The organism is Rhodococcus sp. 105337, assembly GCF_012844225.1.
Taxonomy (GTDB): domain Bacteria; phylum Actinomycetota; class Actinomycetes; order Mycobacteriales; family Mycobacteriaceae; genus Rhodococcus.
Genome location: NZ_JABAGQ010000013.1, coordinates 16,713 through 34,735, shown reverse-complemented (window position 1 = coordinate 34,735; position 18,023 = coordinate 16,713). Strand labels below are relative to the sequence as shown.

Here is an 18,023-nt window from a genome sequence, read left to right as displayed (position 1 = left end):
CCGCCGAGACGGGCAACGACCGTCGTCCCGAGCCCTCTCGCGGCGCACCGATCTTCGTCGACCTGTCCCCCGCGGCGTTCCGGGCACACCTGCCCCAATTGCTGGCGGTCTACGTAGCCGCGATGAGATACCCGCGCGGGACGGAGCAGCATCGCGCACCGATGTGGTCCGAACATGCCGGGCGCGCCGGATGGCAGGCCGTCGCGGTCGCGCTTCCCGAGGACCCCGGAACCTTCGTCGGCATCGCCTACGGATACCGCGGCGACCCGCACCAGTGGTGGAACCAGCAGGTCCGCACGGGGATGCGGCACACGGGCCGGACGCAGGACTACATAGAGTCGGTCCTCGGTGACTATTTCGAACTCACCGAACTGCACGTGCGACCCGATATCCAGGGCCTCGGCCTCGGCCGGTCCCTGCTGTACCGGCTTCTCCGCGACCGCACCGAACGCACCGTGTTGCTCTCCACCCCGGAGGTCCCGGGCGAGGACAATCGTGCGTGGCGGCTGTACCGGAGCTTCGGTTTCGTGGACGTCGTACGTAGATTCGTCTTCACCGGCGACGCGCGGCCCTTCGCCGTCCTCGGCCGCACGCTTCCGCTCGAACCACATCTCGCCCCTCCCGCTTCGACAGGACCCTCATGACGCCAGTTCTGGATACCCTCGTCGTCGGCTCGGGACACAACGCGCTGGTATCGGCGTGTTATCTGGCCCGGGAGGGCTGGTCGGTCCACGTGCTCGAACGTGACACCGTGCCGGGCGGGGCCGTGTCCACCGTCGAACGATTTCCCGGCTACGCGGTGGACCGCGGGTCGTCGGCGCACATCATGGTGCGGCACTCCGGCATCGTGGAGGAACTCGACCTCGCCGCACACGGGCTGAGGTATCTGGACTGTGATCCCTGGGCCTTCGCGCCGCCGCCTCCGAACACCGACCGTCCCGGGATCGTGTTCCACCGCGACCTCGACCGGACGTGCGTGTCGATCGAGAAGGCAGCCGGCAAACGGGAGGCCGACGCCTACCGCCGCTTCGTGACCGACTGGAGACCGCGCAGCGCCGCCGTCATGAAGTCGTTTGCGAACCCCCCGACCGGCCGACATCTGCTGTCGTCGTTCTGGGGTCTCGACGCGAAGGACGGCGGCAGCGCACTGTCGCGCCGCTTCCTGACCACGGGCGACACCCTCCTCGACGAGTACTTCGACGACGAACCGCTCAAGGCCGCGCTCGCCTGGTTCGGCGCACAGTCCGGGCCGCCGATGTCCGAACCCGGCACCGCCGCCATGGTCGGCTTCGCCGCGCTGATGCACACGCTTCCACCGGGCCGCGCGATCGGCGGGAGCGGCGCCTTGACCCAGGCGCTCCTGTCCCGCCTCGAATCGGACGGCGGATCGGTCACCTGTGGCGATGCCGTCACCGAGATCCGCCGGACCGGGTCGACGTGGACGGTGCGCACCGCGTCGGGGAGCACCTTCACCGCTCGCACCGTGATCGCCGGCTGCCACATCCTCACCACCCTCGAACTGCTCGGGCAGGGCGGCTACGACCCCGACACACTGACACGCTGGCGCCGCGCGGTACGGGTGGGACCGGGCATCGGAATGGTGCTCCGACTCGGCACCGATGCTCTTCCCCGCTACCTCGGCGCCGACGAACCCGCCGACACCACCACCGGTCTGCAACTGCTCGTCGACGATCGCGCGCACCTTCGCCTCGCACACGGTGCTGCGATGGCGGGCGAACTGCCGCCGCGCCCCTCCGTGCTCGGGATGAGCTTCTCCGCGATCGACCCCACGATCGCCCCCGTGGGCGAGCACCAGGTGACCCTGTGGTCGCAGTGGCATCCGTACCGGCTCAGCGGTGGACGCAGCTGGGACGAGGTCGCCGAGAGCGAGACGGACCGGATCCTCGCGGAGATGGAATTGCGCGCACCCGGTTTCACCGACAGTGTCCGGCACCGGTACGTGCAGACTCCCGCCTCGATCGAGAGCGAACTGGGACTGCTGGGCGGCAACGTGATGCACATCGAGATGTCGCTCGACCAGATGTTCCTGTGGCGTCCGCTGCCCGAACTGTCCGGCTACCGGGTGCCCGACGCTCCCGGTATGTATCTCACGGGCGCGTCGACCCACCCGGGCGGCGGGGTCTCCGGCGCCAGTGGCCGCAGTGCCGCGCGCACGGTGCTCGCGGATGCACGGGGCGGTGTACTGCGGCGGACCTGGAACCGGATCTCCCGGTGACCGATGCCGGCACCGGGCGGAGGGTCCCGGCGTGGCAGACGGCCGTGCCGGTCGCACTGGCCGCGGGCGCTGTGGCCGCCCAGATCGCCTATCCGCTCACCGAGGGAACCGCGCGGGACCGGGTCACGGTCGCGGTGGTACTCCTGCTCGCCGCAGCGTCCCTCACCCATGCCGCCGCGCGCCGCGGCCTCGGGTGGGCCGCGGTGCTGTTCGTGGTCTCCGCGGGCGGGGGTTTCGCCTCCGAGGTGATCGGGACCGCCACCGGCTACCCGTACGGCTGCTATGCCTACGCGGTCGACCGGATCGGTCCGGCCGTGGCGGACGTACCGCTCGTGGTTCCCCTCGCCTGGACCGCCGGCCTCTACCCCGTGTGGTGTGTCGCCACGCGCATCACCCGTACGGCCCCGGGCCGCGTCGCCGCGGTCACCGTCGGGATGGTGGGCTGGGACCTGTACCTCGATCCCCAGATGGTCGCGGACGGCCAGTGGGTGTGGTGCAACGGCGGTGGTCTGCCGGGCATCGCGCACATTCCCCCCACCAACTACGCGGGCTGGGTGGTGGTCGCCGCGGCGATGGCCACAGTCCTTCTGGTGTTCGACTCCCGCTCGAGACGCCTCTCACCCCGGCACGACACCGTCCCGATCGCGTTGTTCCTGTGGACGTGGCTCGGCTCCGCCCTTGCCCACACCGTGTTCCTCCAGGCGTCCGAACTCCGCTTTTCCGCGATCTACGGTCTCGTCGTCATGGGGATTCTCGGCGTTCCGCTACTGCGGTCCCTCGTGTCCACGCCACCGGACGACTCCGAGGTGCGACTCGCCGCAACGACCCGGATGGCCCGCCGACCGTGACCGCGCCTGGCACCATATTCCCCGTGCAGCAGTCCACCATGTCTGTCCGCCGCGCCCTCGCGGTCGCGGGCCTCGTCCTTCTCGCCCTTCCGTTCCTCACCGGTTGTCTGCGGGTCCAGGCGTCGATGGGTATCTCGTCCGACGACCGTGTGTCGGGGCAGATCGTCGCCGCGACCATTCCCGCCGACGAGGAAGACGCCGGCCCACAGCTCGTGGCACCCCCGTCGCTGGAGGGCAAGGTCCAGGTCCAGCAATACGAGCAGGACGGCTATGTGGGCAGCCAGGTCTACTTCAGCGGTCTGACGTTCGGCGATGTGCAACAGCTGATGACGATGTCCGAGCAGGGTGCGGGGATGCTCCAGCTCAACCTCCAGCGCAACGGGGACCTGGTCTCGCTCAACGGCCGGGTCGACCTCGAATCGGCCCCGTCGCTGGGCACCGACGTGCAGTTCACGCTCGCCTTCCCCGCCCGGGTCGCGACCACCAACGGCACGCGTGAATCCGACTCCATCGTGACGTGGAAGCTGCCCGCCGGAGAGGTGAGCACCCTGCGGGCCGAGGTGCGCTACTCCGACCCGAACACCCGGGGCCTGGCCGGCTGGGCCGGAATCATGGCGGGTGCAACATTCGGTGTCGCGCTCCTGGTCGGCGTACTCGCCTGGTGGACCCGCGACCCGGTACGCCGGCGCACCACGGTGCCCGACGACGAGGACCGATCCTGAGCCGGGTCCGCCTCCCCCGCCGAGTGGTCGCGCTGGGCGCCGGTGCCGCTCTGTACGGAGCGGTCGTCGCGGCCGCCAACCGGTTCGCTCTGCCTCGCCTGCGCGAGGGAGCCGCCGTCACCGAATCGGTGACCGTGGTGGTCCCGGCCCGCGACGAGGCACCCCGGATCGCATCCGTGATCGCCGACCTCCGGGAACAGCGCGGTGTTCCGCGGCTGCGGGTGCTCGTGCTCGACGACGACTCCTCCGACGGCACCTTCGAGATCGCACGACGCGCGGCGGACAGCGATCCGCGGATCACGGTGGTGCGATCGAGCACGCCGCCCCCGGACGGCTGGACCGGAAAAGCCGCGGCGTGCGAGCGCGCCTTCTCCGAGTCCCACCCGGACGAGACCGGTGTCGTGGTCTTCATCGACGCGGATGTCCGGCTACGGCCGGGCGCGATCGCCGCGGCGGTCACACTTCTCCGGTCCCGATCGGCGGCACTGGTGTCGCCGTGGCCGTACCAGGTTGCCGGCACCGTGACGGAGCGTCTGGTGCAGCCGTTGCTGTTCTGGTCCTGGTTCTCGATACTGCCGGTCGCCGTCGCCCATCGCACCCGTCGTCCGTCGATGGCCGTCGCCTGTGGTCAGTTCCTCGCGTTCGATACGGCCGACTATCGCGCGATCGGGGGCCATTCCGCGGTCGCGGCGAGCCCGACCGAGGACCTCGACCTGGCGCGGACGTTGCGGCGGTCCGGGCGCACCACCGTCGTCGCGGCGGGCGGGCCGCTCGTGTCGTGCCGGATGTACGAGGGCCGACATACGCTGACCGGCGGCTACACGCGGTGGTTGTGGTCGGCGTTCGGATCACCGGCAGGCGCGGCAGCCGTCGTGACGGCATACGCAGTCGCCTACGTCGTTCCCGCCGTCGCCGCGGTGGCGGGGCGTGGCCACACTCGCCGCTGGGGGGTGCTCGGCACCGGCGCGGCACTGTTGTCCCGCGCGGTCGCACGATCGACGGAGCGGGGCGAGCGCCTGGACGCGGCGGACGCCCTCGGTATCGCCGCGCATCCGGTGTCCGTCGTCATCTTCGGGTGGCTGACCGCCGCATCCGTGCGGGCCCGCAGCGCGGGTCGCGCGGTATGGAAGGACCGCCTGCTGCCGTGACCCGGGGATCGGGCGGGCCGGGTCTCAGACCGGCTGCCCGGCCGGCACGGAGGAACGGACCTCGATCCCGAGCCGCGAGAGCACCTCGCTGGTCGCGCGGGCGAAATTCAGCGTGATGAAGTGCAGGCAGGGCGCGCCTTCCGCGATCAGCCGCTCGCACATCTCGGTCGCGACCTCGATGCCCACCTCGCGCACAGCGGCGCGATTCTCTTCGGGCCCGTCTCCGGCTGCGCGGACCAACCGCTCCTCGAGCGCGGCGGGCAGCTTCGAACCGGACAGCTCGAGGCTCCGGCGCGCCGAGCGCAGCGAGGTGATCGGCATGATCTCCGGAATGATCGGCTTGGCCGCCTGTTCGGGATCGCACGCGGCGACCCGGTCGCGCAGTCGCAGGTAGTGCTCGACATCGAAGAACATCTGCGTGATCGAGTACTCGGCACCCGCACGCAACTTCTGTACGAGGTAGCGGGTGTCGTGGTCGAGGTCCGGCGAGCGGTGGTGCCCCTCCGGGAACGAGGCCACTCCGACGTGGAAGTCGCCGAGGTCGCGCACCAGTCGCACGAGTTCGTCGGCGTGCTCGAGACCGTCGGGGTGCTTCTCCCATTCGCCGAGCGGATTTCCCGGCGGGTCGCCACGGAGCGCGAGAATATTGGTGATGCCGCGGTCGGCATAGGCACCGACCATCGCGCGGATCTCGTCGACGCTGTGCCCCACCGCGGTGAGGTGGGCGACGGGAAGCATCGTGGTTTCTTCGGCGAGGTCGCCGGTGACGCGAACGGTACGGTCCCGGGTCGATCCACCGGCGCCGTACGTCATGGACACGAAGGCGGGGCCGAGGCGCTCGAACGCGCGCACGGCTCGCCACAGTCGCGCCTCGGCGTCGGCGTCCCGGGGCGGGGAGAACTCGACCGAGAACGGAATCCTGCCGGACCGTGTGGCACCGAGACGGTCCACGATGGATGGGGTGCGGGACTCTCCGCTGTCCTCGGTCGCCCTGACCAGATCGTTTTCCACGCGTTCAGCATAAGGCGCGGGCATTCGCGTCCGGTCCGCGGCGACCCCTGCGGGGGCCGGATAGGGTGGACCGCGGTGCCGGGACCGTGGTCGTCCGACGGTGCCGTGCACATCGACCAGGAGGTTTGTCCTGTCCACCGGAGCCGATCCCGTGCCCGCCCCCTCACTCCCCGGACTCGTCGAGGACGCCCTGCGGCAGTTCTTCGCCACCCGCGCCGAACTGGTCGACTCGGTCGGCGGTGGATACCGCGACGCCGTCGCGACACTCCAGTCGTTCGTGCTACGCGGCGGAAAGCGGGTCCGGCCGTCGTTCGCCTGGACCGGCTGGCTCGGCGCCGGCGGCGATCCGGCCGGACCTGACGCCGACGCCGTGCTGCGCGCCTGCTCGGCCCTCGAATTGGTGCAGGCCGGTGCGCTCGTCCACGACGACATCATCGACGCGTCGACCACCCGCCGGGGCTTTCCGACCGTGCACGTCGAGTTCGCGAGCGGGCACCGCAACGCCGGGTGGCAGGGTTCGGCGGAGCAGTTCGGTGAGGCCGCTGCCATCCTGGTCGGCGACCTCGCTCTCGTCTGGGCCGACGACATGCTGCGGGAATCGGGATTGTCCGCCGAGCAACTCGCACGGGTGACGCCGGTGTGGTCGGCGATGCGGACCGAAGTCCTCGGTGGCCAGTACCTCGACATCGTCGGTGAGGTCGCGTCGGACGAGACGGTCGCGTCCGCGACGCGCGTGAACCGATACAAGACGGCGGCGTACACGATCGAGCGCCCGCTGCACATCGGTGCGGTGCTCGCCGGCGCCGACGACGACCTGATCGCCGCCTATCGCCGGTTCGGCACCGACATCGGTCTCGCATTCCAGCTTCGCGACGACCTACTGGGAGTTTTCGGCGACCCCGCCGTCACCGGTAAGCCGTCCGGAGACGACCTCCGGTCCGGCAAGCGCACCGTACTGCTCGCACTTGCGCTCGAGTCCGCGGACGCGACCGACCCGGCTGTCGCGCGAGCGCTGCGCGCGGCGATCGGCGCCGACCTCACGGACGATCAGGTCGAGGAGATCCGCGGCGTGCTCGTCGACCTCGGCGCAGTCGACAAGGTCGAGCAGCGGATCACGGCCCTCACCGAAAGCGCGTTCGAGGCTCTCGACGCGTCCGGCGCCACCGAGGAGGGCAAAGCGCGGTTACGTGCGTCGGCGGTCGCCGCGACGCGCCGCGCCGCCTGATGACCGGCACGCGCGTCGTGCCCGGAGCCCACCGGGTGGTCGTGGTCGGTGCGGGCCTCGCCGGCCTCGCTGCCGCCCTGCACCTCCGTGGTGCCGGGAAAGAGGTCACCGTCCTCGAGCGCGCCGACACCGTCGGGGGCTGCGTCGGGACGTACACCGGCCCGGGTTACGAGATCGACAACGGCGCGACGGTGCTGACGATGCCGGAACTGATCGCCGACGCACTCGCCGCGGTGGGTGCCGATGCCGGTTCCGTGGATCCGCCACTGCGCACGACGCGGCTCTCCCCCGCCTATCACGCCCGGTTCGACGACGGCAGCACCCTCGACGTCCACTCGGACCCGGACGCGATGACCGCCGAGATCACGCGAGTGTGCGGAGCCGAGGAAGCGCAGCGGTATCTGCGCCTGCGCGCGTGGCTCGCGGACATCTTCGACGCGGAGTACGACCGCTTCATGGACGCGAATTTCGATTCGCCGCTCGACCTCGTCTCCTCTCCGGCCGCCGTCCGCGACCTGCTGCGTTTGCTCCGGATCGGCGGGTTCGGCCGACTCGGCACTCAGGTGGGCCGCCGGGTCACCGACCCGCGGCTGCGGCGGGTCTTCACGTTCCAGGCGCTCTACGCGGGGGTCGCTCCCGCGCAGGCACTCGCGGTGTACGGGGCGATCGCGCACATGGACACCACACTCGGTGTGTACACCGTCGAGGGTGGGATGCGCCAGATCGCCCGGACCATGGCCGCAGCGTTCGTCGGTGCGGGCGGGCGCCTGCACCTCGGCAGCGAGGTCACGGCGCTCGATGTCGACACGGGGCGTGTCACAGCGGTATCCACGGCGGCGGGTGACCGTTACGCATGCGACGCCGTGGTGCTCACGCCGGGCTCGCCCGTGGTGGACAGCCTGCTGCCCGCGCGCCGGCGTCGCCGGACGCTCGCCGCACCGTCGGCGGTCGTGCTGCACGGCACCGTCCCCACCGCGGTCTCGGGCGCATGGAGCGCCCGGCATCACCACGTCATCGATTTCGGTGGCGCGTGGGAACGCACGTTCGCCGAGATCACCCGGCGGCGAGGCCGTGGACGGCTGATGTCGGATCCGTCTCTGCTCATCACCCGGCCCGCTCTGTCCGACCCGGGACAGTTGCTCGAGCGTGACGGCAGAGAACACGAACCGCTCTCGGTGCTCGCACCGTGCCCGAATCTCGACAGCGCGCCGTTCGACTGGTCCGCGCTGTCCGGCCCGTACCGCCGGGAACTGCTCGCGGTGCTGGAGTCGCGCGGCTACCGCGGCGTCGCGAACGAGTTCCGGGTCGACCACGTCGACACGCCGGCCACGTGGCACGCCCGGGGCATGATCGCCGGAAGCCCGTTCGCCGCGGCGCACGTGTTCCGCCAGACGGGGCCGTTCCGTCGTCGCAATGTCGATCCGCGGTTCCCGAATGTCGTGCTCGCGGGGTCGGATACGGTTCCCGGAGTCGGTGTCCCCACTGTGCTCATGTCGGGACGGCTGGCCGCGGAACGACTCGGGGTCCCGCGGACCCGACGGACTAGGGAGCCGGGGACATCACGCCTCCACTAAACTGTCACCGTTCGTCAGCACCTGTTCGTCAACATCGTTCGCCAGACCCTGCGCTCCGCGCCGGCACCGCTTCCGGGGAGGAACCCACACCCATGTCGTCCCCCGCCGCCCCCGACGCCGACCCGCAGGACCGATCGGCGGCGGATTCGGCAGCGTCCCCACCCTCTGACCTCCCTGCCTCGAAGAACCGGGCGCCGGACGGCAGAACGTCGGCCGGCAGGGTCACAGCCTTTCTGCGGAGCCCCGCCGGCAACGCAGCCCTCCTCGGGACCTGCGGTTCGGTGCTGATGACGTTCGGCAGCTTCGGCGCCGGTAGCGTCCGGCGGCAGGACCCGCTTCTCGAAGAGATGTTCCTGTCGTGGCTGCGGTTCGGTCACGGTCAACTGCTGTCGATGATCATCCTCTGGGTGGGCGTGCTGATCATGATCGGCGCGTGGGTCCGCGTGGGGCGCGCGACGCTCGCCGGCACGGTCGGCCTCCGCGACCTGTGGACCGTGCTGCCCGCCTGGACCGCGCCGCTCCTCGTCGCCACGCCGATGTTCAGTCGCGACGCATATTCGTATCTGGCGCAGGGTGCGATGCTGCGGGCCGGTTTCGATCCTTACACCGACGGCCCGGTGGTCAACCCCGGCGTCCTGCTCGACAACGTGAGCAACGTATGGACCACCACGACCACGCCGTACGGTCCGGTGCACCTGCTGCTCGGTTCCGGCATCACGGCCGTCACCGGCGACAATGTCGTGTCGGGCACCTGGTTGTGGCGGGTGACGATGCTGCCGGGCCTGTTCCTCATGGCCTGGGCCGTGCCCCGCCTCGCACGCCGCATGGGCGGCAACCCGGCGATCGCCCTGTGGCTCGCGGTGCTCAATCCCCTCGTGCTCATCCACCTCGTCGGTGGCGTCCACAACGAACTGCTCATGGTCGGTCTGATGACGGCGGGCATCGTGCTCGTCCTCCAGGGCCGCCATGTCGGCGGCATCGCCCTGGTGTCGGCGGGTGCGGCGATCAAGGCCACCGCCGGGATCGCGCTGCCGTTCCTGGTCTGGGTGTGGATGATCCACGAACGCGACCGGGCGCTCGCCGAGGGGCGCGAACCGGCGGCCCCGGTGCGGTTGTTCTTCAAGGCGGCGGCCGCCGGATTCGCGGTGTTCGTGGCGGTCTTCGGCGGTGCCTCGCTCCTCGCCGGCGTGGGTATCGGCTGGCTCACGGCGCTGTCCGGATCTTCGAAGATCATCAACTGGCTCTCGCTCCCCACCATGGTGGCGCACGTGGGCACCTGGATCACGCCGTGGCGACTCGGATCGATCCTCGATGTCACCCGCATGCTGTGTGCGGTCGCGCTCGTGGTGATCCTCGTGTGGGCATGGTGGCGATTCCGCCGCACCGAACGCGACGCCGTGCTGGGCATCGTCGTGGCGCTCACCGCCGTGACGTTGCTGTCCCCCGCGGCGCTGCCCTGGTACTACTCGTGGCCGCTCGCGGTGGCCGCGGCCTTCGCCATGTCGGATCGCACCCTGATGATCCTGGTCGCCCTGTCCACATGGCTCATGCTGGTCTTCAATCCCGACGGTTCGATCGGCATGTACAACATCGCGCACGTGGCGCTCGCTGTGGTGGCAGCCGTCATCGCCGCTCGGTCGCTGACCACCCGCGACCCGCTGCGCCTGAGTTCGCGCTCCCGCACCGCACAGGTCGACGGTCCGGGCTCCGCACCTGTCGGCGGGGCCTGATCACCGGAGTGTTCGATCCGCACGCTCCCCGGCCACGCCCCGACGACCTCGACGCGGCGTTCGCACACTGTGCTCGTCTCACCGCGGAGCACGGGCGCACGTACCACCTCGCGGCGCGGCTGCTCCCGGCCTCGCAGCGACGCGCGGTCCACGCCCTGTACGGGTTCGCGCGGGTGGTCGACGACCTCGTCGACGTGACCGCGGTCGACGATCCCGTCGAGGCCGCCCGCGGGCTCGCCGCCACAGAGCGCCGGTTCCGGGCCGCTCTCGCCGGAGAACCGGGCCGGCCGGACGAGTTGGGCCTCGTACTGCGTGCTCTCGCCGAGACGGTGCGCCGATACGATGTTCCGATCGCCTATTTCGAGGCGTTCCTCCGATCGATGCGCATGGATGTGCCCGGTACGCCCGAGCACCACAGCCACTACCGCGACATGGCCGAGTTGTACGACTACATGTACGGCTCCGCCGTGGTGATCGGTCTCGAACTGCTCCCGGTGTTCGGCGTCGACGACCCGGACGCGGTGCCGCACGCCTCCGCGCTGGGCACGGCATTCCAGCTCACGAACTTCATCCGCGACGTCGGTGAGGATCTCGACCGCGACCGTCTCTATCTTCCGGTCGAGCTGTGGGCGTCGTTCGGGGTCGATGTCGAACTGCTGCGGGAGGGCCGCCGCACCGGCACGGTGGATCCCCGTGTCCGGCGGGCTCTGGCCCACGCGGTCGCGCTGGCCCGCGCCGAATACCGCAAGGCCGAACCGGGTCTGGATCTGCTACCCGACCGGGTGCGACCGGGTATCCGTGCCGCGTTCGTGCTCTACGGACGGATCCTCGACGAGGTCGAGGCGAGCGGCTTCCGGGTTCTGGACCGGCGAGTGACGGTCCCGCGCCGCACCCGCGCGGCGGTGGTGCTCACGCAGTTCGTCGCGGGATCGGTCGGGGCGTCCGTCAGATGGCGGCAGCCTGAGCGCGCCGCATGACCTCGCGCGCCGAGTCGGTGTGCAGCGCGGCGATCGGGCAGTCACCCGGCAGCGTGTCGTCTTCCTGGAAGAGCCACTCGAGGATCTCTTCGTCGCGGAATCCACCGTCGTGGAGCAGGGCGAGAAGGCCGCGAAGCTGGCGGAGCACCTGCCCGTCGTCGCCGAAGAATGCCTTGGGCACCACGGGGACGCGGTTGCGCTTGAAGGCGAGCAACTGCCGGTCGCGCAGCATCTGGTGCACGCGGACAATCGGGACGTCGAGGCGTTTTGCCACGTCGACGAGCTGATAGACCGATATGGAGGGGTCGAGGACGTCGTCGCAATAGGGAATCGAACTCACTGCTCCACGGTATCGTCGCCTACCCGCAGCCATCTACGCGGCTGCCGCTTTTGTGGGCTGGCTACCATCTACAGAGGACGAGATCGGCTTCCGCGCAGGCGACGACGTACTCCGTCTCGCCGGCACCACGGCAGTCGCGTCCGGTGCCGGTTCGATGTTCCACATCAATGCTCCACACCGATGTTCCACACCAGAGACGGGAGTACACCGGGTGACCGCTGGAGGCGACCGAATGGTCGGCGTCGTGCTCGATCGGCGCTATCGGATCGAATCGCGGATTGCGCGCGGCGGGATGTCCACGGTCTACCGCGCGACAGATCTGCGTCTCGATCGTCCGGTCGCGGTGAAGGTCATGGATCCGCAGTTCGCGGCCGATCCGCAGTTCCTCGCCCGCTTCGAGTTCGAGGCACGTGCCGTCGCACGACTCAACCACCCCGGTCTCGTCGCCGTATACGACCAAGGCCAGGACGGTGACCACGTTTTCCTGGTCATGGAACTGGTCGAAGGCGGCACGCTGCGCGAACTGCTCCGCGAACGCGGACCGATGCCGCCGCACGCCGCCGCTGCCGTCGCCGCGCCCGTCCTCGGAGCGCTGGCTGTCGCCCACCGCGCGGGTCTCGTGCACCGCGACGTCAAACCCGAGAACGTTCTCATCTCCGAGGCCGGAGAGGTCAAGATCGCCGACTTCGGTCTGGTCCGGGCCGTCGCGGCGGCCACCACGACCTCGCGCAGCGTCATCCTCGGCACGGCGGCGTACCTGTCTCCCGAGCAGGTCACCGCCGGGAGCGCGGACGCCCGCAGCGACGTCTACTCCGCCGGCGTCCTCGTGTTCGAGATGCTCACCGGCCGCACGCCCTTCTCGGGCGACACGTCACTGTCCGTGGCATACCAGCGCGTCGAGAAGGACGTGCCCGATCCGGGGTCCTGGATCGACGGGGTGCCCGAGGAATTCGACGAGTTGGTACGCCGCGCCACCGAACGCGAGCCGGGCGAACGGTTCGACGACGCCGAGGCGATGGCCCGCGCCCTCAACGACGCGTGTGAAGCGCTCGACCTTCCCCGTTACCGGGTACCGGCTCCTCGCCGGTCGGCTCTCGCGACGAGCGCGGCGCCCGCCGCCGCAGCTACTGCCTCTGCGGGAGGTGCGGCGGGAGGTGCGGCGTCCCGGGCGGAACCTGCCACGGCGGTGATCACGTCGCCGGAGTCGACGTCGTCGCACGCTCCCACCGCCGTCCACCCGGCCGTAGCCGAGCAGGGCGCCGCCGCGGATCCCGGCGCGGTGCCGCAAGCCGAGCTGCATCCCACCCGCACGATGCACACCAAGGTCGTCACGCAGCCGCATCCTCGCTCCGACCCGGAGCAGCCCGCGCCGCAGCCCGACTACGCGCACGAGCATCATCGGCACCGGCGCTCGGTAGTCGGGTGGATCGCGGCGATTCTCGTACTCGCCCTGTTCATGGGCATCGCCGGATGGTGGCTCGGCGCCGGCCGGCTCACGGACGTACCGACGGTCAACGGACTGGACCGCGCGGCCGCGGTCTCCGCGATCGAGGCGGCCGGGCTGACGGCCGAGGTACGCGGCGAGTATTCCGACGACATCCCGCCCGAGACGGTGCTGGGCACCGATCCCCCGACGGGCTCCCGTGTCCCGGACGGCAACTCCGTGGCGCTACTGGTCTCGCTGGGGCCGCCCACGGTTCCGAACGTCCCCGGATCAGGTGAGCTGTCGGTCGTCGAGGACGAATTGCGCCGGCGCACGTTCGAGCCCGTGGACGGCGGAAGCGCCTTCAGCACGACTGTCCCCGAGGGCGGGGTCGCAGCGCTCGATCCGGCGCCCGGGACAGTCCTGCCCGTCGGGTCGCAGGTCGAAGTGGTGGTGAGCAAGGGTTCCCCGCCGGTGGACCTGCCCGACCTCGCCGGACGGACCGTCGACGACGCCCGGCGCATCCTCGACGAAGCCGGCCTGACGGTGCAGGACGTGCGGGAGGTGTTCGATCCCGAGGTCGACGGCGGTCGCGTCGCGGGCACCGATCCGGAGGCGGGTACCGAAGTCCGCGCGGGCAGCACTCTGACATTGCTGGTGTCCAACGCGGTCAAGGTGCCGTCGATGCTCGGACGGTCCGTCGGCTCGGCACGGGACGAACTGCGGGAACTGGGATTCGACGTGTCGGTGCGGCAGGTCGCCGACTCCGACCGCTCCGTGGTGATCGCTCAGAGCCCGGGCGCGAACGGTCGCGCCGAAGAGGGCAGCACGATCACACTGACCGCGCTGCCCTGATCGGTTCCGCCACCGGGGTAGTGATATCCGGGGCGGAGCCGTATCGGGGGCGGAGTGCTAGCCCCGCAGCATCTCGGCGACGAGGAACGCCAGTTCGATCGACTGCTGGGTGTTGAGCCGGGGATCGCACGCCGTTTCGTACCGACCGTGCAGGTCGAGGTCGGAGATGTCCTGAGCGCCGCCGAGGCACTCGGTGACGTTCTCGCCGGTGAGTTCGATGTGGATGCCGCCGGGGTGGGTGCCGAGCGCACGGTGCACCTCGAAGAAGCCCTGCACCTCGTCGACGATGCGGTCGAAGTGGCGGGTCTTGTACCCGGTCGATGCCTCGTGGGTGTTGCCGTGCATCGGATCGCACTGCCAGATCACCTTGTGGCCGGTGGCCTCGACGGCGGCGACGATACCGGGCAGCACGTCCCGGACCTTCCCGTGGCCCATACGGGAGATCAACGTCAGGCGACCGGGCTTGTTGGTGGGGTCGAGGCGCTCGACGTATTCGGCGGCCATCTCCGGTGTGGTCGACGGGCCGATCTTCAGGCCGATCGGGTTCGACAGCAGTTCGGCGAACGCGATGTGCGCTCCGTCGAGCTGACGGGTGCGGTCGCCGATCCACAGGAAGTGGGCCGACAGGTCGTACAGACGCGGTTCGTCACCGGAGGTGTCGAGACGCAACATCGCGCGCTCGTAGTCGAGGACGAGTGCCTCGTGGCTGGCGAAGATGGTCGCGGCGCGCAGGTTGGGGTCGACCACGCCGCAGGCATCCATGAAGCGCAGGCCGCGGTCGATCTCGGAGGCGAGCGCCTCGTACCGCGCACCGGCCGGCGACGACGCCACGAAGGCGCGGTTCCAGTCGTGCACGCGGTGCAGGTCGGCCTCACCGGCGGCGGTGGCGGCGCGCACGAGGTTCATCGCGGCACTGGCGTTGGCGTAGGCGCGTATCAGCCGCGACGGGTCGTGTGCGCGCACACTCTCCTCGGCGACGAGAGAGTTGATCATGTCGCCGCGGTAGGACTTCAGGCCGAGCGCGTCCGTGTCGGACGAGCGGGGCTTGGCGTACTGACCGGCGATCCGCGCGACCTTGACCACGGGCGTCGACGCTCCGTAGGTGAGGACGACGGCCATCTGCAGCAGCGTGCGGATGTTGCCCTTGATATGCGGTTCGGTGTTGTCGGCGAACGTCTCCGCGCAGTCGCCTCCCTGCAGGAGGAAGGCCTCGCCGCGGGCGACGGACGCGAGCTGTCGCTGCAGCTCCTCGACCTCGCTCGGCACGGTGATCGGGGGCACGCTCTCGAGCACGGTCCGCATCGCGGCCGCCTGATCTTCCGGCCAGCTCGGCTGTTGCAACGCCGGCTTGGCGAGCGCCGCGTCGAGTTGGTCGCGCAGCTCCGCCGGAAGTGGAGGCAGTTCGGGCAAGCGGTCGATCGGCACGTCCACAGTCCAGTTCACAGAACCAGGATATGACCCGGCGCGCTCTGCCGTGCGATCACCCCGTATCGCGGTGTCACCGGGAGCGGCGCGCGACCTCGATCGCCTCGAACTTCGCGAGGTTGTGGCGGGCGTCGGCGAGCGCGTCGTGGTTGTCGTCCGGGACCCGGGGCAGCGGGGGCCGGCCTGCGTATTCCCAGTGCTGGCGCAGTTCGCGCGTGTACCTCGGGAGTACCTCCGGCAGTTCCGGCATGGTTCCCCACAATTGCACCAGGACGACGTGGTCGTATGCGCCGATCCACGCCCAGAGTTCCGGCTGGACGCCCGGCCTGGGAACGAGGAACTTCAGCAGGTCGTCGCGGATCCGCTCGCGCGAACGCCACGCGGGATGCGACCGAGGAGGCAGCTTCGGGAGAACATTGCGGCGCACCCACTCCCCGGCCCGGTCGGGATCGAACTCCGTTGACACCGCGTAGAACTCGCGTCCGTCTTCGCAGGCGACACCGATCGATACGAGTTCGATGGTTCGACCGTCCTCGATGAACTCGCAGTCGTAGAAGTAGCGCACGTACTCACATTATGCCGGTGGGACCGGCGAGCGTGCCCGCGGGGTCGCGGCGCGATCAGCCCGCTTGGGTGTCGGGCAGGCGATCCGCCGCCGGAGGCTCGACGGCAGCCTTCCCTTCCGCGATGTCCTGGGGCTTCGGCTCCTTGAGGGAGGCCGCATAGATGTCGACGTACTCCTGGCCCGACAACTGCATGAGCGCGTACATGACTTCGTCGGTGACGGTGCGCTCGACGAACCGGTTGCCGCCCATCCCTTCGAAACGCGAGAAGTCGATGGGCTTGCCGATGCGTACGGTGACCTTCGCCGGACGCCACATCTTGGATCCGATGGGGTTCATCTGGTCGGTCCCGATCATCGCAACCGGAATGACGGGGACGCCGGTCTCGAGCGCGAGCCGGGCGAGGCCGGTCTTGCCCTTGTACAGACGCCCGTCGGGCGAGCGGGTGCCCTCCGGGTAGATGCCGAGGAGTTTCTGCTGACCGAGGACGCGGATGCCGGCCGCGAGAGCGTCCTGCGCGGCATCGGCGCTGGTGCGGTCGATGGGCACCTGGCCGGCCGCGGAGAAGAACCAGCGCTGGAAGCGACCCTTGAGGCCCGTGCCGGTGAAGTACTCGCTCTTGGCGAGGAAGGTGATCCGCCGCCGCACCAGGAGGGGAAGGTAGAACGAGTCGAGGACCGCGCGGTGATTACTCGCCAGGATGGCCGGACCGTTGACGGGGATATGTTCGCCGCCTTCGAATTTCGGGCGTCCCATCAGCAAGAGCAGCGGGCCCAGCAGAACGTACTTCAACAGCCAGTACCACATGGCATCCTTCCCCGACATAGATCGGTCCCCGACATAGATCGGTGCGGGCAGCACAACCGGCCCGTCGGTCGACTCTACGACGATGCGCCCACCACACGCACATCGGCAACGTGCCCGGCCCCACGCATACGCCGCCGAGGTGACGAGGATCTCACTCCTCGATCGCCGCGCGGGCGAGGTCCGCCGCCCCGACGAGCCCGGCCGCGTCGCCGAGTTGGGTCACGCGGACCCGCGCGAGAGGCCGATGCCCGGCACCGGTGGTCGCGGCGGCGTAGTGCTCTCGGGCGTCGTCGAGGAACAACGACGCCGAGCCGGACACCCCGCCTCCCACCACGATGATTTCGGGGTCGTAGATGTCGGCCACCATCGCCAGTCCCAGCCCGAGCCACCGGGCGAACTCCGCGATCGCGGCCACCGCGAGTGGGTCGCCGTCCTGCGCGGCGCCGGCGATCCGGCGCCCGGTGAGCGAACCGGGATCGGCGGCGACATGTGCCGCGAGCTGAGACCTGCCGGGGTCCGCGGCAAGCATCTCCACCGCGGTATCGACGAGTGCTGTTCCGCTGCAGTATCTTTCCCAGCACCCACGCTTGCCGCACGGGCACGGCCGCCCGTCCGGCACCACCTGGAGATGGCCGAGTTCCGGCGCGACGCCGTAGGCCCCGCGGTACAGCCGGCCGTCGATGAGCAGGGCGGCACCGATTCCGGTTCCGAGTGCGACGACCACCGCGACTCTGCTCCCGGCCGCCGCCCCGAACCGGTACTCGGCCCACGCCGCGGCGTTGGCGTCGTGCTCGAGCACTACGGGCAACCCGAATCTCTCGGTGAGCGTCGCCCCGACCGGGGCACCGACCCACGGGAGATGCGGCGCGAACCGCACGGTGGTGCAGTCGGCCGTGAGGAATCCCGCGACCGCAAGACCGACCGCAGCGACATCGTTACGTTCGGCGAGCTGCCGTACGACGCGGTGCAGGGCGTCCTCGAGTACGGGGGCCGACCCGGGAGTCTGCGCTCGCACCGAATCGACCACTTCGCCGCCACGGTTCACCACCGCAGCGCGGATGCTGGTGCCGCCCACATCGATTCCGATCGTGTGGCGGTCGGATGAATCGCGCTGCCGCGGGTCCGGGTTCATACCTACA

The 18,023-nt window shown here is 70.1% G+C and carries 16 protein-coding genes; 10 read left to right on the top strand and 6 right to left on the bottom strand.

The window, feature by feature from the left end; translation table 11 throughout:
* Positions 1–50 precede the first annotated feature (50 nt).
* The 5 genes from HF886_RS18010 to HF886_RS17990 are packed head-to-tail and all read left to right on the top strand — an operon-like array spanning position 51 to position 4,954.
* Positions 51–644 carry a GNAT family N-acetyltransferase gene (locus HF886_RS18010; RefSeq protein WP_296549101.1) on the top strand — a complete coding sequence of 198 codons (594 nt, stop codon included), beginning with the start codon at positions 51–53 and terminating at the stop codon, positions 642–644.
* Complete coding sequence (locus HF886_RS18005) at positions 641–2,236, top strand: NAD(P)/FAD-dependent oxidoreductase (protein ID WP_169653064.1); 1,596 nt, start codon at positions 641–643, stop codon at positions 2,234–2,236. The genes HF886_RS18010 and HF886_RS18005 overlap by 4 nt, the downstream gene beginning before the upstream one ends.
* Positions 2,233–3,084, top strand: coding sequence for a carotenoid biosynthesis protein (locus HF886_RS18000; RefSeq protein WP_169653063.1), 852 nt, complete (start codon positions 2,233–2,235; stop codon positions 3,082–3,084). Before HF886_RS18005 ends, HF886_RS18000 begins: the two co-directional genes overlap by 4 nt.
* 38 nt (positions 3,085–3,122) lie before the next feature.
* Positions 3,123–3,806, top strand: coding sequence for a DUF3153 domain-containing protein (locus HF886_RS17995; RefSeq protein ID WP_169653122.1), 684 nt, complete (start codon positions 3,123–3,125; stop codon positions 3,804–3,806).
* Positions 3,746–4,954 (top strand): glycosyltransferase family 2 protein, encoded by a 1,209-nt coding sequence (locus HF886_RS17990; protein ID WP_296549055.1) that lies wholly within the window; start codon positions 3,746–3,748, stop codon positions 4,952–4,954. Before HF886_RS17995 ends, HF886_RS17990 begins: the two co-directional genes overlap by 61 nt.
* A 24-nt stretch (positions 4,955–4,978) precedes the next feature.
* Here the strand turns inward: HF886_RS17990 and metF are convergent, their stop codons facing one another.
* Complete coding sequence (gene metF / locus HF886_RS17985; RefSeq protein WP_169620381.1) at positions 4,979–5,905, bottom strand: methylenetetrahydrofolate reductase [NAD(P)H]; 927 nt, start codon at positions 5,903–5,905, stop codon at positions 4,979–4,981.
* 211 nt (positions 5,906–6,116) lie between these two features.
* Between metF and HF886_RS17980 the strand changes: the two genes are divergently transcribed.
* The 4 genes from HF886_RS17980 (at position 6,117) to HF886_RS17965 (ending at position 11,471) form a co-directional block, all read left to right on the top strand.
* Positions 6,117–7,190: a polyprenyl synthetase family protein gene (locus HF886_RS17980; protein ID WP_169653062.1), complete on the top strand. Its 1,074-nt coding sequence runs from the start codon at positions 6,117–6,119 to the stop codon at positions 7,188–7,190.
* Entirely contained in the window at positions 7,190–8,764 is a 1,575-nt protein-coding gene (crtI, locus tag HF886_RS17975; RefSeq protein WP_169653061.1) for a phytoene desaturase family protein, read from the top strand. Before HF886_RS17980 ends, crtI begins: the two co-directional genes overlap by 1 nt.
* A gap of 92 nt (positions 8,765–8,856) precedes the next feature.
* On the top strand, positions 8,857–10,494 hold the full coding sequence (locus HF886_RS17970) for an alpha-(1->6)-mannopyranosyltransferase A (RefSeq protein ID WP_169653060.1): 1,638 nt from the start codon (positions 8,857–8,859) through the stop codon (positions 10,492–10,494).
* An 8-nt stretch (positions 10,495–10,502) separates the two neighbouring features.
* A complete protein-coding gene (locus HF886_RS17965; protein WP_169653059.1) occupies positions 10,503–11,471 on the top strand; it encodes a phytoene/squalene synthase family protein in 969 nt (322 codons plus the stop codon).
* On the opposite strand, the gene HF886_RS17960 is transcribed toward HF886_RS17965, so the two are convergent.
* A complete protein-coding gene (locus HF886_RS17960; RefSeq protein ID WP_296549052.1) occupies positions 11,440–11,811 on the bottom strand; it encodes an Rv2175c family DNA-binding protein in 372 nt (123 codons plus the stop codon). The two genes, HF886_RS17965 and HF886_RS17960, sit on opposite strands and share 32 nt — an antisense overlap.
* 211 nt (positions 11,812–12,022) lie before the next feature.
* Between HF886_RS17960 and pknB the strand changes: the two genes are divergently transcribed.
* Entirely contained in the window at positions 12,023–14,089 is a 2,067-nt protein-coding gene (pknB, locus tag HF886_RS17955; protein ID WP_169653058.1) for a Stk1 family PASTA domain-containing Ser/Thr kinase, read from the top strand.
* 57 nt (positions 14,090–14,146) lie between these two features.
* Here the strand turns inward: pknB and HF886_RS17950 are convergent, their stop codons facing one another.
* From HF886_RS17950 to HF886_RS17935, 4 genes are all read right to left on the bottom strand, one after another.
* The gene (locus HF886_RS17950; protein WP_169620182.1) at positions 14,147–15,532 is read right to left on the bottom strand and encodes a 3-deoxy-7-phosphoheptulonate synthase class II; all 1,386 of its coding nucleotides are present in this window, start codon (positions 15,530–15,532) and stop codon (positions 14,147–14,149) included.
* Between the two features lie 55 nt (positions 15,533–15,587).
* Positions 15,588–16,079: a polyadenylate-specific 3'-exoribonuclease AS gene (locus tag HF886_RS17945; protein ID WP_169620183.1), complete on the bottom strand. Its 492-nt coding sequence runs from the start codon at positions 16,077–16,079 to the stop codon at positions 15,588–15,590.
* A gap of 55 nt (positions 16,080–16,134) precedes the next feature.
* A complete protein-coding gene (locus HF886_RS17940) occupies positions 16,135–16,884 on the bottom strand; it encodes a lysophospholipid acyltransferase family protein (RefSeq protein ID WP_169620382.1) in 750 nt (249 codons plus the stop codon).
* A 151-nt stretch (positions 16,885–17,035) separates the two neighbouring features.
* Positions 17,036–18,016, bottom strand: a complete 981-nt coding sequence (locus HF886_RS17935) for an ROK family protein (RefSeq protein WP_169653057.1) — start codon at positions 18,014–18,016, stop codon at positions 17,036–17,038.
* Positions 18,017–18,023: the final 7 nt, after the last annotated feature.